This is a genomic window from Kushneria halocnemicola, from assembly GCF_965650455.1.
GTDB lineage: Bacteria > Pseudomonadota > Gammaproteobacteria > Pseudomonadales > Halomonadaceae > Kushneria.
In genome coordinates, this window is the sequence record NZ_OZ287968.1 from 553,197 (window position 1) to 569,901 (window position 16,705).

The window sequence follows — 16,705 nt, forward strand, 5'->3', positions numbered from 1 at the left end:
GCCCGTGGTGATTGGAATGGTTATCAATCATAAACATCGCCCGCCTGAGCGTACAGGCGTGTTTATGCCAGTGCCTGCATCAGGTGACGAATCTTGTCGAGTGTCTCGATGAATTCGCTTTCTTCATCGGAATCGGCGACCAGGCCGCCGCCGCCCCAGACGTAAAGCGTGTCGTCTTCCCGGTAGAGCGTGCGAATGGCAATCGAGGTGTGCATGTCGCCACGCTGATCGATATAGCCGATGCTGCCGCAGTAGGGGCCACGGCGAGTGCCTTCAAGCTCGTCGATGATGTCCATGGCGCGAATGCGTGGTGCACCGGTGATGGAGCCCCCCGGGAAGGCGGCGGCCAGCGCGTCGATGGCATCAAGGCCCGGAGAAAGCTCGCCCGTAATGGTACTGACCAGATGATGCACGTTGCGATAGCTCTCAAGCGCGGCCAGTGCCGGCACGCGTACCGTACCGGCGCGGCAGACCCGGCCCAGGTCGTTGCGCAGCAGATCCACGATCATGACGTTCTCGGTGCGATCCTTGAGACTACCCACCAGTTCGTCGGCCAGCTGTCGATCCTTCTGTGGTGTCTCCCCGCGTGGGCGTGTCCCCTTGATGGGGCTGGTAATCAGCTGCCGGTTCTGCAGATGCAGAAAGCGCTCCGGAGAGAGTGACAAAATGGTGCGCTCGTGACCGTCCCTGTCCTGCCAGGAAAGCCAGGCGCCAAAGGGGGCCGGGGTCGCGTGGCGCAGCCTGCAATAGGCTGGCCAGCTGTCCCCTTTGCAGCGCGCCTGAAAGCGCTGCGCCAGATTGACCTGATAGCAGTCGCCGGCATGTAGATAGTCACTGACGCGTTGAAAGCGCGCGCCATAGGTGGCGCGATCGATGTCGGCATCAAAGGACGTGGTCAGCTCAAAGGCGGCGCCTTCACTGTCGTGTGACGACTCAATCCATGTCAGTACCTGATCGCGGCGCTCGGCAGTCGCGACAAGGTAGCTACGCTTTAGCTGGTGGTCCTGAACCAAGGCCCAGTCATAAAGGCCCAGTCTGGCCAGCGGCAGATTGATATCGGCAGAAGCAAGGCTTTCAAGCTTTTCAAGCAGGCGGCCAAAGTCGTAGCTCCAGTAGCCCATCAACCCACCGACAAAGGGAATGTCCTCGGCGGCTTCAGGAGGCGTCGTCTCAAGATGCTGCAGGAGTTCGCGCTGAGCTTTCAGCGGCGTGGTGGCGCAAAGCACTTTCGTACAGTGGCACTGACCCTTGGCATCTACTTCGAGTACGGCAGTCGGATCGCTGCTGATGATGTCAAAGCGCCCGGTCTGTGTATAAGGACGACCACTATCCAGCAGTATCGCCTCGGGGCGATGACGCAGTCCTTCAAACCAGGCGGCCGGGTCTGCCTGGTAGGGGAGAGGATGAATCAGCAATTGAGAGCAGGGCATGATCACGTATCGCAGGCTTTAACGGGTCGGAAAGTTTAACAGTCTCGAACGTTAACAGGCGCTATCTGTTTGAGTCGTGCGACGGGTCAGGGCCGGAACTTTGGTCTTTATCTGCTCGATGTCGTACTGTGAGGGTATTTCCCTGATTGTTGACAATGCCCATGACTTCAACGACTTCTTCCGGCGAGATCCCTCTTGAAGCGCGAACGCTTGCTGAGCGAGTCTTTCAACAGCTTCAGGATGCCATCGTGCGTGGTGAACTGCCGGCTGGCAGCAAGATCACCGAACCGGGGCTTGCCCAGACCTACGGCATTTCACGTGGACCGCTGCGAGAAGCCATGCGCCGATTGGAGGCGCATCGTCTTATCGAAAGAGAGCCTCATGTGGGGGCCAGAGTCGTCAAGCTTTCGATGCGTGAGCTGCTTGAGCTTTTCGATATGCGCGAGGCGCTGGAAAGCATGGCGGCCAGGCTTGCGGCGCGTCACATGACGGTCGAGGAAGTTCAGGCGTTGCGTGATGTGCTGATCGCCCATGAAGAACAGGGTGATCTCGATCAGGCCGAAGCCTATTATCAGCGTGAGGGGGATCTCGACTTTCATTATCTGATTGTACGAGGCAGCCATAATCGAATGTTGATGACCACGCTGTGTGATGACCTCTACTATCTGGTACGGCTGTATCGTACTCAATACAGTGCGAGGGGAGGGCGCCCGCAGCGTGCCTTCATCGAGCATCACCGAATCGTGGATGCCATTGCTTCCGGCGATGAAGAGCTGGCCGAGCAGCTGATGCGCCGACATGTGATTGCGGCAAGGCAGACGGTGGCCGAACGCTATGCGATGTCTCTGGACGAAGATCGAGAGCTGCCAAGGGGCGGTAGAAAGGCGCTGTTGCGGCGTACACCCTCTACATGAACTGGCTTTTGCTCATTGATGCCTGTCTCGTCATGACAGAAAGATGAAACTTTTTGGCGAAAGGGGTTGCGTGGTCCCGGTCTGATCTATAAAGTACGCATCCGCTGCCACGGAGCACACGGCGACGAGGCAGCGGAAAAGTTAAGCAGGTGATTGTTTTGACTAAGGTTTTGGTCGCTCAATCAGGATTTCAAATCCAGCCGCTGACTTCCGGATCGAAAAAAAGAGGTTGACTTTTCGATTCAGGGCTGTAAAATGCCCACTCTCTCGAAGCAGCCGCCACGGCGACTGAGGCAACATCTTCGAGACGCTCTTTAACAAGTCGATCAGGCAATTTGTGTGGGCGTCTGGCTCGTGTGACACCAGTCACATAGATAATCGAGCAGACGAACACTCGTCAAGAGTACTAGTTTGACCTCGAGCCCGGATTGATTCACCTCGATGACTGCTTCGGCAGGCTTCGAAACGAATCTCAAAGCTTCAAAATAAACTGAAGAGTTTGATCATGGCTCAGATTGAACGCTGGCGGCAGGCCTAACACATGCAAGTCGAGCGGTAACAGGGGTAGCTTGCTACCCGCTGACGAGCGGCGGACGGGTGAGTAATGCATGGGTATCTGCCCGGTAGTGGGGGATAACTCGGGGAAACCCGAGCTAATACCGCATACGTCCTACGGGAGAAAGCAGGGGATCTTCGGACCTTGCGCTATCGGATGAGCCCATGTCGGATTAGCTTGTTGGTGAGGTAACGGCTCACCAAGGCAACGATCCGTAGCTGGTCTGAGAGGATGATCAGCCACACCGGGACTGAGACACGGCCCGGACTCCTACGGGAGGCAGCAGTGGGGAATATTGGACAATGGGGGAAACCCTGATCCAGCCATGCCGCGTGTGTGAAGAAGGCCTTCGGGTTGTAAAGCACTTTCAGTGGGGAAGAAGGCATGGTGGTTAATAACCACCATGAAGGACATCACCCACAGAAGAAGCACCGGCTAACTCCGTGCCAGCAGCCGCGGTAATACGGAGGGTGCAAGCGTTAATCGGAATTACTGGGCGTAAAGGGCGCGTAGGCGGCTTGCCAAGCCGGATGTGAAAGCCCCGGGCTCAACCCGGGAACGGCATTCGGAACTGGCAGGCTAGAGTGCAGGAGAGGAAGGTGGAATTCCCGGTGTAGCGGTGAAATGCGTAGAGATCGGGAGGAATACCAGTGGCGAAGGCGGCCTTCTGGACTGACACTGACGCTGAGGCGCGAAAGCGTGGGTAGCAAACAGGATTAGATACCCTGGTAGTCCACGCCGTAAACGATGTCGACCAGCCGTTGGACCCCTTGAGGGTTTGGTGGCGCAGTTAACGCAATAAGTCGACCGCCTGGGGAGTACGGCCGCAAGGCTAAAACTCAAATGAATTGACGGGGGCCCGCACAAGCGGTGGAGCATGTGGTTTAATTCGATGCAACGCGAAGAACCTTACCTGCTCTTGACATCCTGCGAATCTCCCAGAGATGGGAGAGTGCCTTCGGGAACGCAGAGACAGGTGCTGCATGGCTGTCGTCAGCTCGTGTTGTGAAATGTTGGGTTAAGTCCCGTAACGAGCGCAACCCCTATCCCTTTTTGCCAGCGGTCCGGCCGGGAACTTCAGGGAGACTGCCGGTGACAAACCGGAGGAAGGTGGGGACGACGTCAAGTCATCATGGCCCTTACGAGCAGGGCTACACACGTGCTACAATGGCCGGTACAAAGGGTTGCGAAGCGGCGACGTGAAGCCAATCCCATAAAGCCGGCCTCAGTCCGGATCGGAGTCTGCAACTCGACTCCGTGAAGTCGGAATCGCTAGTAATCGTGGATCAGAATGCCACGGTGAATACGTTCCCGGGCCTTGTACACACCGCCCGTCACACCATGGGAGTGGACTGCACCAGAAGTGGTTAGCTTAACCTTCGGGAGAGCGATCACCACGGTGTGGTTCATGACTGGGGTGAAGTCGTAACAAGGTAGCCGTAGGGGAACCTGCGGCTGGATCACCTCCTTAAACGACTAAAGTGCTCACGCGAACCAGCGCGTCCACACAAATTGCCTGATCGGATAGAGCGAAGACTGCTTGGGTCTGTAGCTCAGTTGGTTAGAGCGCACCCCTGATAAGGGTGAGGTCGGCAGTTCAAGTCTGCCCAGACCCACCAACCTGTCGGGGCCTTAGCTCAGCTGGGAGAGCGCCTGCCTTGCACGCAGGAGGTCAGCGGTTCGATCCCGCTAGGCTCCACCATACCGGCTCGGTGCATACAAACAGTCTCGCTGATACTGATGAAACCACAGTCAAAAGTCATGATGATGACAGATCATCGACATGATTTCTGACTGTCTTTTTGACAGTACGCTCTTTAACAATGTGGATCATGCTGACCTGTCGGTCGGTGAACACCCCTTCTTCGGAAGGGTGTCGTGACCCGGCCGGCAGACAACGTATAAGTTTGCTGTGATACGTAATGTCGTACGTATTCCAGCAAATGTCGTGTGATCGTGAAACCGGACCCCTTGGGGTTATATGGTCAAGCGATTAAGCGCACACGGTGGATGCCTAGGCAGTCAGAGGCGATGAAGGACGTGACAGCCTGCGATAAGCGTCGGTGAGGTGGCAAATGACCTGCGACCCGGCGATTTCCGAATGGGGAAACCCACTTACCATCAGGTAAGTATTCATGAGCCAATACATAACTCATGAAGGCGAACCGGGAGAACTGAAACATCTAAGTACCCCGAGGAAAAGACATCAATTGAGATTCCCCCAGTAGCGGCGAGCGAACGGGGACCAGCCCTTAAGCAGTGCAACCGATAGGCAAACAGTCTGGGAAGTCTGACCATAGCGGGTGATAGTCCCGTAGCCGAAATCCGAGCATTGTGAAATCGAGTAGGTCGGGGCACGTGAAACCCTGACTGAACATGGGGGGACCATCCTCCAAGGCTAAATACTCCTGACTGACCGATAGTGAACCAGTACCGTGAGGGAAAGGCGAAAAGAACCCCGGCGAGGGGAGTGAAATAGATCCTGAAACCGTGTGCGTACAAGCAGTGGGAGCAGACTTGTTCTGTGACTGCGTACCTTTTGTATAATGGGTCAGCGACTTATTTTCAGTAGCGAGCTTAACCGAATAGGGGAGGCGCAGGGAAACCGAGTCTTAAATGGGCGAATTAGTTGCTGGGAATAGACCCGAAACCGGGCGATCTATCCATGGCCAGGATGAAGGTCAGGTAACACTGACTGGAGGTCCGAACTCAAGTATGTTGAAAAATGCTGAGATGAGCTGTGGATCGGAGTGAAAGGCTAATCAAGCTCGGAGATAGCTGGTTCTCCTCGAAAGCTATTTAGGTAGCGCCTCACGTATTACCACCGGGGGTAGAGCACTGTTTCGGCTAGGGGGCCATCCCGGCTTACCAACCCGAGGCAAACTCCGAATACCGGTGAGTACAGCGTGGGAGACACACAGCGGGTGCTAACGTCCGTTGTGAAAAGGGAAACAACCCAGACCGCCAGCCAAGGTCCCAAAATCCCGGTTAAGTGGGAAACGATGTGGGAAGGCACAGACAGCCAGGAGGTTGGCTTAGAAGCAGCCATCCTTTAAAGAAAGCGTAATAGCTCACTGGTCGAGTCGGCCTGCGCGGAAGATGTAACGGGGCTCAAACCGGGTACCGAAGCTGCGGGTGCATCCTTATGGATGCGCGGTAGAGGAGCGTTGTGTAAGCCTGCGAAGGTGGATCGTGAGGTCTGCTGGAGGTATCACAAGTGCGAATGCTGACATGAGTAACGACAAGGGCGGTGAAAACCCGCCCCGCCGGAAGACCAAGGGTTCCTGTTCGACGACAATCGGAGCAGGGTGAGTCGACCCCTAAGGCGAGGCCGAAAGGCGTAGTCGATGGGAAACGGGTCAATATTCCCGTACCGGATGTTATTGCGATGGGGGGACGAAGAAGGCTAGGTGAGCCGGGCGCTGGTTGCCCCGGTGAAAGCGAGTAGGCCTGAGGATCAGGCAAATCCGGTCCTCTACAAGCCGAGACGCGAGACGAACAGACCACGGTCTGGAAGTCACTGATGCCACGCTTCCGGGAAAAGCCTCTAAGCTTCAGATAACATGCGATCGTACCCCAAACCGACACAGGTGGTCAGGTAGAGAATACCAAGGCGTATGAGAGAACTCGGGTGAAGGAACTAGGCAAAATGGCACCGTAACTTCGGGAGAAGGTGCGCCGGCCAGGGTGACGGGACTTGCTCCTTGAGCTCTGACCGGCCGAAGAGACCAGGTGGCTGCAACTGTTTATTAAAAACACAGCACTCTGCCAACGCGTAAGCGGACGTATAGGGTGTGACGCCTGCCCGGTGCCGGAAGGTTAATTGATGGTGTTAGCCGCAAGGCGAAGCTCTTGATCGAAGCCCCGGTAAACGGCGGCCGTAACTATAACGGTCCTAAGGTAGCGAAATTCCTTGTCGGGTAAGTTCCGACCTGCACGAATGGCGTAATGATGGCCACGCTGTCTCCACCCGAGACTCAGTGAAATTGAAATCGCTGTGAAGATGCAGTGTACCCGCGGCTAGACGGAAAGACCCCGTGAACCTTTACTATAGCTTCACACTGGACGCTGATGTTACTTGTGTAGGATAGCTGGGAGGCTTTGAAACCCCGACGCCAGTCGGGGTGGAGCCAACCTTGAAATACCAGCCTGGTATCATCGGCGTTCTAACTCCGCACCGTGATCCGGTGTGAGGACAGTGTGTGGTGGGTAGTTTGACTGGGGCGGTCTCCTCCCAAAGAGTAACGGAGGAGCACTAAGGTACCCTCAGCACGGTTGGAAATCGTGCAATGAGTGCAAGAGCATAAGGGTGCTTGACTGCGAGACGGACATGTCGAGCAGGTGCGAAAGCAGGTTCTAGTGATCCGGTGGTTCTGTATGGAAGGGCCATCGCTCAACGGATAAAAGGTACTCCGGGGATAACAGGCTGATACCGCCCAAGAGTTCATATCGACGGCGGTGTTTGGCACCTCGATGTCGGCTCATCACATCCTGGGGCTGAAGTCGGTCCCAAGGGTATGGCTGTTCGCCATTTAAAGTGGTACGCGAGCTGGGTTTAGAACGTCGTGAGACAGTTCGGTCCCTATCTGCCGTGGGCGTCGGAAGTTTGAGAAGTGCTGCTCCTAGTACGAGAGGACCGGAGTGGACGCACCGCTGGTGTACCGGTTGTCATGCCAATGGCACCGCCGGGTAGCTATGTGCGGACGGGATAACCGCTGAAGGCATCTAAGCGGGAAGCCCCCTTCAAGATGAAACTTCCCTGGAGCCTCGAGCTCCCTGAAGGGCCCTCGAAGACGACGAGGTCGATAGGCGCGGTGTGTAAGTGCAGCAATGCATTGAGCTGACGCGTACTAATTGCCCGTGAGGCTTGACCATATAACACCCAAGTGGTTCGCATCACACGAATGCGTTGATGTATCGATCAGCATGATCCCGATTTTGACCCGCTGCCCAAAGGGCAGCCGGTCTGCAGAATTGCCTGACGACCATAGCGTGCCGGCACCACCCGATCCCTTCCCGAACTCGGTAGTGAAACGGCTCCGCGCCGATGGTAGTGTGGGGTCTCCCCATGTGAGAGTAGGTCATCGTCAGGCACCCCTTCCGAACCCCGGTCCTTAACAGGACCGGGGTTCTTTTATGGGCGCTCGCCGGCGCCGGCGTGGCGCCTGCCGGCGGTCACTGACGTGACCGCCGGGCAGGGACCTCAGGGCGCGGTCGGCGTTTTCTGTTTGGATGCAAAAGCAGCGATCTGTCGTTGATCATGTACAATACATGCCTTCATGCACCGCCTTCCCGGAATAACATCCTCTATGTCTGCAAATGCCGATCGTGTTGCCAGCGAAATATTGCTTTATTGCCGCGCCGGCTTCGAGACAGATCTTGCTGCAGAAATTGCTAAAAAGGCTGCCGTGCTTGGCGCCAATGGCTACCCGATCGCTTCGGCCGATACCGGATTTGTGCGCTACGTATTGGCGGATCAGCAGCCGGCCCATACGCTTCAAAAGCAGCTTTCCTTCGACACCCTGGTATTTCCGAGACAGACGCTGGTTGCCTTTCCGCCTTTGACCAATCTGGACCGCGAGGATCGGATATCACCGATCATGGCGCTGATTCGCGAAAGCGGCTGGAGCTTTGAGCATATCTGTCAGGACATACCGGACACCAATGACGGCAAGGCGCTGACCGGGCTTGGCAAGTCGCTTCAAAAAGCGCTGGAAAGTGCTGGTCGTAAATGTGGCGCGCTACGGCGCAAGGCAGGCAAGCGATGGCTGCATCTTTTCTGGACCGCAGGGGATCAGGTGCAGGTGGCTATCAGCTTTCCGGGCAATCGCAGTGAGTATCCGGGCGGCATTCGCCATCTTCGCTTTCCTCATGATGCCCCCAGCCGCTCGACGCTCAAGCTGGAAGAGGCCTGGCATACCTTTATTGCGCCGTCACAGTGGGATGACGTGCTTGGCGAAAACATGTGGGCTGCCGATCTGGGCGCAGCACCCGGCGGCTGGACCTGGCAGCTGGCCAAGCGGGGCATGAGCGTATACGCCATCGATAACGGCCCCATGCAGGCCTCGCTGCTCAATACCGGTCAGGTAGAGCATCTACGAGAAGATGCCTATAGCTGGGAGCCGCCGCATACGCTGGACTGGCTGGTATGTGACATGGTCGACCAGCCGGTCAGAGTGGCCAGACTCATGGGCGCATGGCTCGAAAAAGGCTGGACCAGACGCGCCATTTTTAATCTCAAGCTGCCGATGAAACAGCGCTGGCATGAGGTCGAGCACTGTCTTGAGCTTTTGCACCAGTGTGTCGAAAGGGCGGGGTTCAAAGCACACATCAGATGTCGTCATCTTTACCATGACCGGGAAGAAGTCACCGTCTATGTTGCTATTGTTTGACGCATGACTGAACAATGACGCAGGAGAGCACCGTGTCTGAAACACCTGAAAGCAACGAAACGCTCGATACGACAGGGCTTTATTGCCCCGAGCCCATCATGATGATGCACAACCGGGTCAGAGAAATGGCGCCGGGTCAGGTGCTTGAAATCATTGCCACTGACCCGGCCACCACACGGGATGTTCCCAAATTCTGTACCTTCCTGGGTCATGAGTTGATCGACCAGCGCGAGGAAGATGGAACCTGGCGTTACTACATCCGCCTTGCTTCTTCCGAGCACTGAGCTCAGTCCTGGGTCACCATCATGACGGACAGCGCCTCAAGCGTGGCAGGGTCCTGGCTGCGGATACGATTGGCGATCTGGCGCTGAAAAAGATAGAGCGATTCATGCCGGGCGTGACCCGGATAAAGACAGTCATCGCCGGGAAGAACCGGCTCTTCGCAGTCCTGATCCTCATCCTGCAAAAGCGCTTCTATATTGCCATCGCTGTATAGATGCCAGCCGTGCACCTGCTTTAATTGCCAGCTGTCATCATGAGCATGACACAGCGCGTGGGTACCCTGGGTATCGGGCAGATGCTGAAGTATGCAGGGCTCATCGTCATGCTCATATTCGAAATAGGCGGCGGCATGTTCAAGTTCGACCACCTTGTGAAGCGGTGGTGACGCCATGACAAGCTCTGACTCGGGGTCACGATAGCCCACGAAGCAGCCCTGTTCCGGGTCCTCCAGGGTGTGGCAACGAATCAGATGATCAAGCCATGGGACCAGCCCCACCACATCGCCATCTTCCTGTAATCCCCAGGCCAGTACCGGCATGCCATACAGGGATTCAGGATCGCTTGAAAGCCGATAAAGCATCTCAAGGCCATCAAGTTCAGGTGCCAGGCGCACGATACGATGCTTTTTACGCCGCTGCTGACGTACGCTTTCTAGGTCGATAACCTGCATACGATGATGAGTCGACATCGTGTCCATTGCTTGCCCCTCCGGTTATCCGTCCGGTATATCCCTGTCCTCGATCAAGCTGGCGTTCAATCATTGAAACGCTTTTTAACTATTAGCACACCTGCCGTAATGAATGTCATACCATGGATCATGCTTTCATGTCCCATGGATCGAAACAACCGTGACAGCGATGCACAACGCTAGGTGTTATCGAGCATTTTTGCCTGAAATCTGTCCGAGGTTCGGTACAAACGACGCCCCAGTAGAAGAGAAGCCACGCTGAGTCCGGCAATGAGCCCCACCCAGTATCCGTAAACACCCCATCCCGAAAAAACATCCGCGACGCCGCTGCCCAGCAGGTGGCCGCCGCCCATACCGACAATCCAGTAAGAGGCCAGAGTAATCAGCATGATGATACGAGTATCCTTGTAGCCTCGCAGGGCGCCCGCCATGCTCACCTGAAGGGCATCTGAAATCTGATAGATGGCGGCCAGCAGTATCAGATTGGCGGCAAGCGAGCGCACGTCCGGGTTACCCGAATAAAGCGAAACGATGGGGTGGGCGGCAAGGACCAGCACAACATCGATCAGAAGTGCCGCTACCAGCGCCATCCCCACGCCATTCCAGGCGATAAAGCGCGCTCGTCTGGCATCCCCCTGACCCAGGGTATTGCCCACACGCACCGTCAGTGCCATTCCCAGCGATAACGGCAGCATGAACAGCAGGGAAGTGAAATTGAGCGCGACCTGGTGCGCGGCAACCACAATTTCTCCAAGACTTGCCACAAAAAGCGCGATCAGCGCGAAAAGGGTCACTTCCGTAAAAATGGCCACACCGATCGGTAGCCCTATCCGCAAAAGCTCCGCTGTCAGACGCCAATCAGGCCGGCTGAACCCCTGCCATATCTGAATAGGGGCATAGACCCTGGCATGGCGCGTATAAAGGGCCATACAGCTGCACATGACCCACATGGCAATTGCCGTGGCGATACCGCACCCGGTTGCGCCCAGCGCGGGCAGATCTTCCAGCAAAGGCACGGACACCCCGAGCAGCGAGACAACGCCGGCGCCGCCAAAGATCAGCAGATAGTTGCACGGAATATTGACCAGCAGACCGATCAGGCTGATCCACAGTGCCGGGCGCGTATGGTTAACGCCGTCGGAAAAGGCCCGCAATGCCTGATAAAGCGCGACGGCAGGCATGCCAAAGGCCACGGCATGCAGATATTGAGTGGATGTGGTGGCTACCGCTTTAGGAACCGACATATAAGTAAAGATCGGCTCGGCCGTCAGCCAGATCAATGCACAGGCCGTTAAACCCAGCAGCAGGGCAACCCACAGCGCCTGATGCACCGAGGGCCGAATGGCACTTTGCTGCCGTGCCCCCATGTGCTGGGCAACGATAGGTGTCAGGCCCATCAGGGTACCCGTCATGAACAGCATCAGAGGCACCCACAGACTGGCGCCGACCGACACGGCGGCCAGATCCGTGGCACTGGAATGGCCGGACATCATGACGTCAACGGTGCTCATGGCCGCCTGGGCCAGCTGAGCACCAAGAATAGGCAGTGCCAGACGCATCAGGGCAGAGGTTTCAAGGCGACAGGCGGTGGGATCGATGCGTAACAAGGCCGGCTCCAGCCAGAGGAAAGCGCCATTGTAGCAAAGCGCTCACGCCGTGAACCTCGTGATAAAGTAACGCGCCGAAAGCCTGCCTCAGGAGGAGCATGTGACGTCTCAGCAACAGGAACAGCGTCGGGTCGAACAGTTGATGGCGCTTTTCAACCACGTGTTTTCATCACGCTATCAGACACGTCTGGTACGCGGCGACGACGAGCCTATCTACCTGCCCGCCGATCAGGATGACGACCATCACCGAATCGTGTTTGCTCATGGCTACTTTGCCAGCGCGCTGCATGAGATCAGCCACTGGTGCATTGCCGGTGCGCGGCGACGTTTGCTTGAAGACTACGGCTATTGGTATATGCCCGATGGTCGTGATGACAGTGCGCAGGACGCTTTCGAGTCGGCCGAGATCGCGCCTCAGGCCATCGAAAAGATACTGACCCTGGCCTGTGGTCGCCGCTTCAACGTCAGCGTGGACAATCTCGAAGGCAGCGCCGAGGTAGATCGCGAGGCGTTTGCCCAAAAGGTGGAAGCAAGGCGACAGCGCTATCTCGAGCAAGGGCTGCCGGCGAGAGCAGAAGCCTTTCGCCGCGCCCTGACGACGCTTTTCATCGACGGTCATTCGCTCGAACAGGCCGGCCGGTGCGCAGGTGAGTGGCTGGATCAGCACGCGGTGGCGTGCTGATCAGGCGATCGATGGCGGCTCAGTCAGCGAGCATGTCATCATCCATCCAGCGAACGTGCAGCTTCAGCAGCGTCTCCAGGTCGTGCTCGGCACGCCCCGGTTCGAGCCCCATTTCGCTGAACATCTCGCTGCGCTGCTGATGCCACTCTTCCGGGTCACTGTAGAGGGTACCGGCATCGACAATGGACACAAACGCCGTGCCGGCAATGGCTTCAAAGATACGGGACAGGGCGGCCTCGTCCTGGTCCGGATTGGCGCTATAAAGCGTGCTGCCGTGATAGTCGGCTTCCAGCTCACGGATCACATCGCTGACGCTTACGCCCATGGTAAGAAGCTCATCGGCGTGATAATCGCCAAGGCTTGCCACATCGTCTTCAAGCCAGGTCTCATCGGGCTGGATCAGGGTGTGCTTGACCCCGCCATCCGGCAGCGTCCAGGCGATGGCGACCGGCACATCACCTTCTCCGCTTTCTACCGCAATGAAACCGGGAAGATTCAGGGCCTCGGTGTTGGAAAACTCGTAATCATCCTGCATGTCTATGGTGTCCTGAAGTAGGGGTTCTTGAAACGATCAGAGAGGGGCAGGAATGCCAAAGAAGCGACGCGCATTGGCCGTGGTATCGCGTGCAATATCAGCTTCGCTGACGCCCCGGCAGGTGGCAATTTCCCGCGCGATCCAGGGCAGCAGTGCCGGCTCGTGGCGCCTGCCCTTGAGTTTGGCGGGCAGATTGCGGGGCAATAGATAAGGGCAGTCGGTTTCGATCATCAAACGATTGCCCGGGATATCGGTGACCAGCTCGCGCAGATGCTCGCCCCGGCGCTCATCGCACAGCCAGCCCGTCTGGCCGATATAAAGATCCAGATCCAGATAGCCGTACAGCGTCTCCCTGTCCCCTGTAAAGCAGTGGACAACCGCCGGGCCAATGTCATCACGCCACTGTTTGATCATATCCATCATGTCGCTGCCGGCGTCACGCTCATGCAGAAACAGCGGTTTTTTCGTTCGCGCCGCCATTTCAAGTTGTGACTCGAAGGCACGTTTTTGATCAGCCGGTGATGAAAAGTCGCGATGATAGTCCAGACCGCACTCTCCCACGGCCAGAACGCGCGGATCATCAAGATGGTCCTCGATAAAGCGCTTGAGTGATGCGTCAAACTCGCCGGCGTGATGTGGATGCAGACCGGCAGTGGCATAAAGGGCCACGGGGGTGTCACGCCGGGTCAGCTCGGCACTGGCTTCGATGCTGGCGCGGTCGGTTCCCGTCAGCACCATTGCGGTTAGATTGGCCCGGGCGGCGCGTTCGAGCACGGCCTCCAGATCCTTTTGAAAGCTTTCATGGGTCAGATTGGCACCGATATCGATCAAGGGTTCCGGTGATTGAAAGCACAGGGCGTCAGGCAGCATGCCGTCTCCGTGGGTCATGAGATGTCCGGCCGCCATTGTAGGACAGCCCCCTTATCGATGTCCCATTGCCCGGCAGCCATACCCCCGATGCATGAGGTACAATGAGGCCTTCGCATACGCCTTCACTAATTTGCAGAGCTCCATGACGCTTTTACGACTGGAACAGCTTCAACTGGCCTATGGCACGCATGTGCTGCTTGATGGCGCCGACCTCGTACTGGAGAAGGGCGAGCGTCTGGCGCTGGTAGGTCGCAACGGCACCGGCAAATCGACCCTGATGTCGCTGATCGAAGGGCGCGCACTGCCTGACGGCGGCAATATCTGGCGCATGCCGGGACTTCGGGTAGGCACGCTTTTGCAGCACCTTCCGCCGGCGGAAGGGCGCACCATTTTCGACGTGGTCGCCGAAGGGCTGCCCGAAACCGGCGAGCTTTTGAGCCAGTATCAGCATCTGATCGAGTCTGCCGACCCCGACATGGATCGTCTGGCGACACTGCAGACGGCCATCGAGGCAAGGGACGGCTGGTCCTATCATCAGCGCATCGACACCGTGCTGACCCGTCTGGGCCTGCCGGCCACGACCGTAATGGACGGGCTGTCGGGCGGCTGGCGGCGTCGTGTGGCGCTGGCGCGGGCACTGGTCGTCGACCCCGACGTTTTGTTGCTGGATGAGCCGACCAACCATCTGGACCTTGATACCATCCACTGGCTGGAAGAGCAGCTGTTGCAGTTCAACGGCTCGGTGCTGTTCATCACCCACGACCGTGCCTTTCTCAAGCGCCTGGCGACCGGCATCCTGGAGCTGGATCGCGGCCGCCTCGGGCGCTATCCGGGAGATTACGAAAGCTATCAGTCCCAGAAGCAGCATGAGCTCGAGATCGAGTCGCGCGAACGCAGTGAGTTCGACAAGAAGCTGGCGGCAGAGGAGCGCTGGATCCGTCAGGGGGTCAAGGCCCGTCGGACCCGTAACGAAGGGCGGGTGCGGGCGCTTGAGAAGCTTCGCGCCGAGCGAGCCGAGCGTCGCGAGCGTCAGGGCAATGCCAATATCAATGTCGACAGCGGCGAGCGAAGCGGCAAGCGCGTGGTAGAGCTGGAAAACGTCAGCCACCGGTTCGGTCAGGACTGGGTCATACGTAACCTGTCCATCGAGATCCAGCGTGGCGACCGTATCGGCTTTATCGGCCGCAACGGCGCCGGCAAGACAACGCTTTTAAAAATTCTGCTGGGACAGCTCGAGCCTCAGGAAGGCAGCGTCCGTGAAGGGACCAATCTGAAGGTGGCCTATTTCGACCAGCTGCGCGCCGGGCTCGATCTTGAGGCCACCGTGCTGGACAACGTCGCCGGCGGGCGTGATCAGGTCACCATCAACGGGCGTGATCGACATGTCATGAGCTACCTGCAGGACTTTTTGTTCTCGCCCGACCGGGCCCGTCAGCCCGTCAGGGCTTTGTCGGGCGGCGAATCCAACCGACTGCTGCTTGCCAAGCTCTTTACCCAGCCGGCCAACGTACTGGTGCTCGATGAGCCGACCAACGACCTCGATGTGGAAACGCTGGAACTGCTCGAAGAGCTTCTGATCAACTTCGACGGTACGCTGCTGCTGGTCAGCCACGACCGTGCCTTCATGGACAACGTGGTCACCAGCGTACTGGCCTTCGAAGGCGAGGGTGTCATCCGTGACTATGTCGGGGGCTACACCGACTGGGTTCGACAGGGTGGCAAGCTGCCGCCGGCGCCCGGCGAAATGCGTGATCGCGGCCAGAGCAGCAGTGAAGAGACAGCGGTCGAAGAAAAAACGACGACTCGCGAGAAAGGCAGCCCAGCGGCGCCGGCCAGGAAAAAGCTCAGCTACAAGCTGCAGCGCGAGCTTGATCAGCTCCCCGGGCAGATCGAAGAGCTTGAGGCACGTATCGCCGAGCTTGAAGCGGCCATCGGTGCTGCCAGTTTCTATCAGCAGGACAGCGACACCATCAACGCCACGCTGGAGGCGCATGGCAACGCTCAGCAGGCGCTGGAGCAGGCCATGGAGCGCTGGCTCGAGCTTGAAAGCGACGACGGCTGAGCGTTGGGGGAGCCTCCGGCGCACACAGACTCGGTGAGCTGATGGCCACAAAAAGGGGGCGCCGTATGAAACGGTGCCCCCTTTTTTTGACAGGTGTTGCCTGTTCTACTCGGTAGCTTCACCTTCCGCACCAACCCGTACGGCCAGCACGTCGCATTTCGCTCCGTGCAGCACCCCTGTCGAGGTAGAGCCCAGCAGTAGCGCAAAGCCGGTTCTGCCGTGGGACCCGACCACGATCAGGTCCACCTTGCGTTCGCCGGCAAAGCGGTGGATCTCGGCATCAGGCATGCCTACTACCACATGCTGGTCTTCACGGGGAATGCCGTGGGCGTCGGCGATTTCTGCAAGGCGGTCTCTGGCATGACCATCAAGCTGATCCTGAATGCTGGTGAGATCCATGGGGATATCTCCCCCGTAGGCAAATCCCAGCGGCTCGAGCGTATGAATGATGGAGACCCGTGCATTCTGGTTTCGCCGCGCGATGCGGATGGCACGCGCCAGAACCAGCCCCGAATCGCGTGTCAGATCAACGGCCACCAGTACGTGATGATAGTGTTCTTCGCTCATGTCCCTGTTCTCCCGTCATGTTATTCGCGGCGAATAACTCTGTGGTCTGGTCCGTCGGGAATGCCCCGTCAGCGGCAATGGTATTAATTTAGCCGCTGACGAACAGGGAGGGAAGAGGGG

11 protein-coding genes, 2 tRNA genes and 3 rRNA genes are annotated in these 16,705 nt (G+C 57.6%); 10 read left to right on the forward strand and 6 right to left on the reverse strand.

Annotated elements, in window-relative coordinates; all coding sequences use genetic code 11:
- Nucleotides 1-62: 62 nt before the first annotated feature.
- Nucleotides 63-1,430: an aminodeoxychorismate synthase component I gene (gene pabB / locus ACS92L_RS02375; protein WP_438766747.1), complete on the reverse strand. Its 1,368-nt coding sequence runs from the start codon at nt 1,428-1,430 to the stop codon at nt 63-65.
- A 161-nt stretch (nt 1,431-1,591) separates the two neighbouring features.
- Here pabB and ACS92L_RS02380 point away from each other — a divergent pair, with 161 nt between their 5' ends.
- From ACS92L_RS02380 to tusA, 8 genes are all read left to right on the forward strand, one after another.
- Nucleotides 1,592-2,344 carry a GntR family transcriptional regulator gene (locus tag ACS92L_RS02380; RefSeq protein WP_438766749.1) on the forward strand — a complete coding sequence of 251 codons (753 nt, stop codon included), beginning with the start codon at nt 1,592-1,594 and terminating at the stop codon, nt 2,342-2,344.
- A 487-nt stretch (nt 2,345-2,831) separates the two neighbouring features.
- Nucleotides 2,832-4,371 (forward strand): 16S ribosomal RNA (locus tag ACS92L_RS02385).
- Nucleotides 4,372-4,442: 71 nt separating this feature from the next.
- Nucleotides 4,443-4,519: transfer RNA gene (locus ACS92L_RS02390), tRNA-Ile, on the forward strand.
- Between the two features lie 7 nt (nt 4,520-4,526).
- Nucleotides 4,527-4,602, forward strand: a tRNA-Ala gene (locus ACS92L_RS02395).
- A gap of 281 nt (nt 4,603-4,883) precedes the next feature.
- A 23S ribosomal RNA gene (locus ACS92L_RS02400) occupies nt 4,884-7,775 on the forward strand.
- Nucleotides 7,776-7,877: 102 nt separating this feature from the next.
- Nucleotides 7,878-7,993: ribosomal RNA gene (gene rrf, locus ACS92L_RS02405) — 5S ribosomal RNA — on the forward strand.
- The 16S, 23S and 5S rRNA genes sit together here with 2 tRNA genes alongside, the layout of an rRNA operon.
- 216 nt (nt 7,994-8,209) lie before the next feature.
- Nucleotides 8,210-9,292 (forward strand): 23S rRNA (cytidine(2498)-2'-O)-methyltransferase RlmM, encoded by a 1,083-nt coding sequence (gene rlmM, locus ACS92L_RS02410; RefSeq protein ID WP_438766750.1) that lies wholly within the window; start codon nt 8,210-8,212, stop codon nt 9,290-9,292.
- 14 nt (nt 9,293-9,306) lie between these two features.
- Nucleotides 9,307-9,576 (forward strand): sulfurtransferase TusA, encoded by a 270-nt coding sequence (tusA, locus tag ACS92L_RS02415; RefSeq protein ID WP_438766752.1) that lies wholly within the window; start codon nt 9,307-9,309, stop codon nt 9,574-9,576.
- A 2-nt stretch (nt 9,577-9,578) separates the two neighbouring features.
- Here tusA and ACS92L_RS02420 read toward each other — a convergent pair whose 3' ends face one another.
- Together ACS92L_RS02420 and ACS92L_RS02425 are read right to left on the reverse strand one after the other, a co-directional pair.
- Nucleotides 9,579-10,271 (reverse strand): hypothetical protein, encoded by a 693-nt coding sequence (locus ACS92L_RS02420; RefSeq protein ID WP_438766754.1) that lies wholly within the window; start codon nt 10,269-10,271, stop codon nt 9,579-9,581.
- A gap of 170 nt (nt 10,272-10,441) precedes the next feature.
- Nucleotides 10,442-11,821, reverse strand: coding sequence for an MATE family efflux transporter (locus ACS92L_RS02425; RefSeq protein ID WP_438768389.1), 1,380 nt, complete (start codon nt 11,819-11,821; stop codon nt 10,442-10,444).
- A 190-nt stretch (nt 11,822-12,011) separates the two neighbouring features.
- Here ACS92L_RS02425 and ACS92L_RS02430 point away from each other — a divergent pair, with 190 nt between their 5' ends.
- Nucleotides 12,012-12,551, forward strand: a complete 540-nt coding sequence (locus ACS92L_RS02430) for an elongation factor P hydroxylase (RefSeq protein WP_438768391.1) — start codon at nt 12,012-12,014, stop codon at nt 12,549-12,551.
- Nucleotides 12,552-12,570: 19 nt separating this feature from the next.
- On the opposite strand, the gene ACS92L_RS02435 is transcribed toward ACS92L_RS02430, so the two are convergent.
- Nucleotides 12,571-13,086: a hypothetical protein gene (locus ACS92L_RS02435; RefSeq protein WP_438766756.1), complete on the reverse strand. Its 516-nt coding sequence runs from the start codon at nt 13,084-13,086 to the stop codon at nt 12,571-12,573.
- Nucleotides 13,087-13,122: 36 nt separating this feature from the next.
- Nucleotides 13,123-13,974 carry a TatD family hydrolase gene (locus ACS92L_RS02440; protein WP_438766758.1) on the reverse strand — a complete coding sequence of 284 codons (852 nt, stop codon included), beginning with the start codon at nt 13,972-13,974 and terminating at the stop codon, nt 13,123-13,125.
- Nucleotides 13,975-14,098: 124 nt separating this feature from the next.
- Here ACS92L_RS02440 and ACS92L_RS02445 point away from each other — a divergent pair, with 124 nt between their 5' ends.
- The gene (locus tag ACS92L_RS02445; RefSeq protein ID WP_438766760.1) at nt 14,099-16,018 is read left to right on the forward strand and encodes an ATP-binding cassette domain-containing protein; all 1,920 of its coding nucleotides are present in this window, start codon (nt 14,099-14,101) and stop codon (nt 16,016-16,018) included.
- Nucleotides 16,019-16,123: 105 nt separating this feature from the next.
- Here the strand turns inward: ACS92L_RS02445 and ACS92L_RS02450 are convergent, their stop codons facing one another.
- Nucleotides 16,124-16,585, reverse strand: a complete 462-nt coding sequence (locus ACS92L_RS02450; protein WP_438766762.1) for a universal stress protein — start codon at nt 16,583-16,585, stop codon at nt 16,124-16,126.
- Nucleotides 16,586-16,705 lie beyond the last annotated feature (120 nt).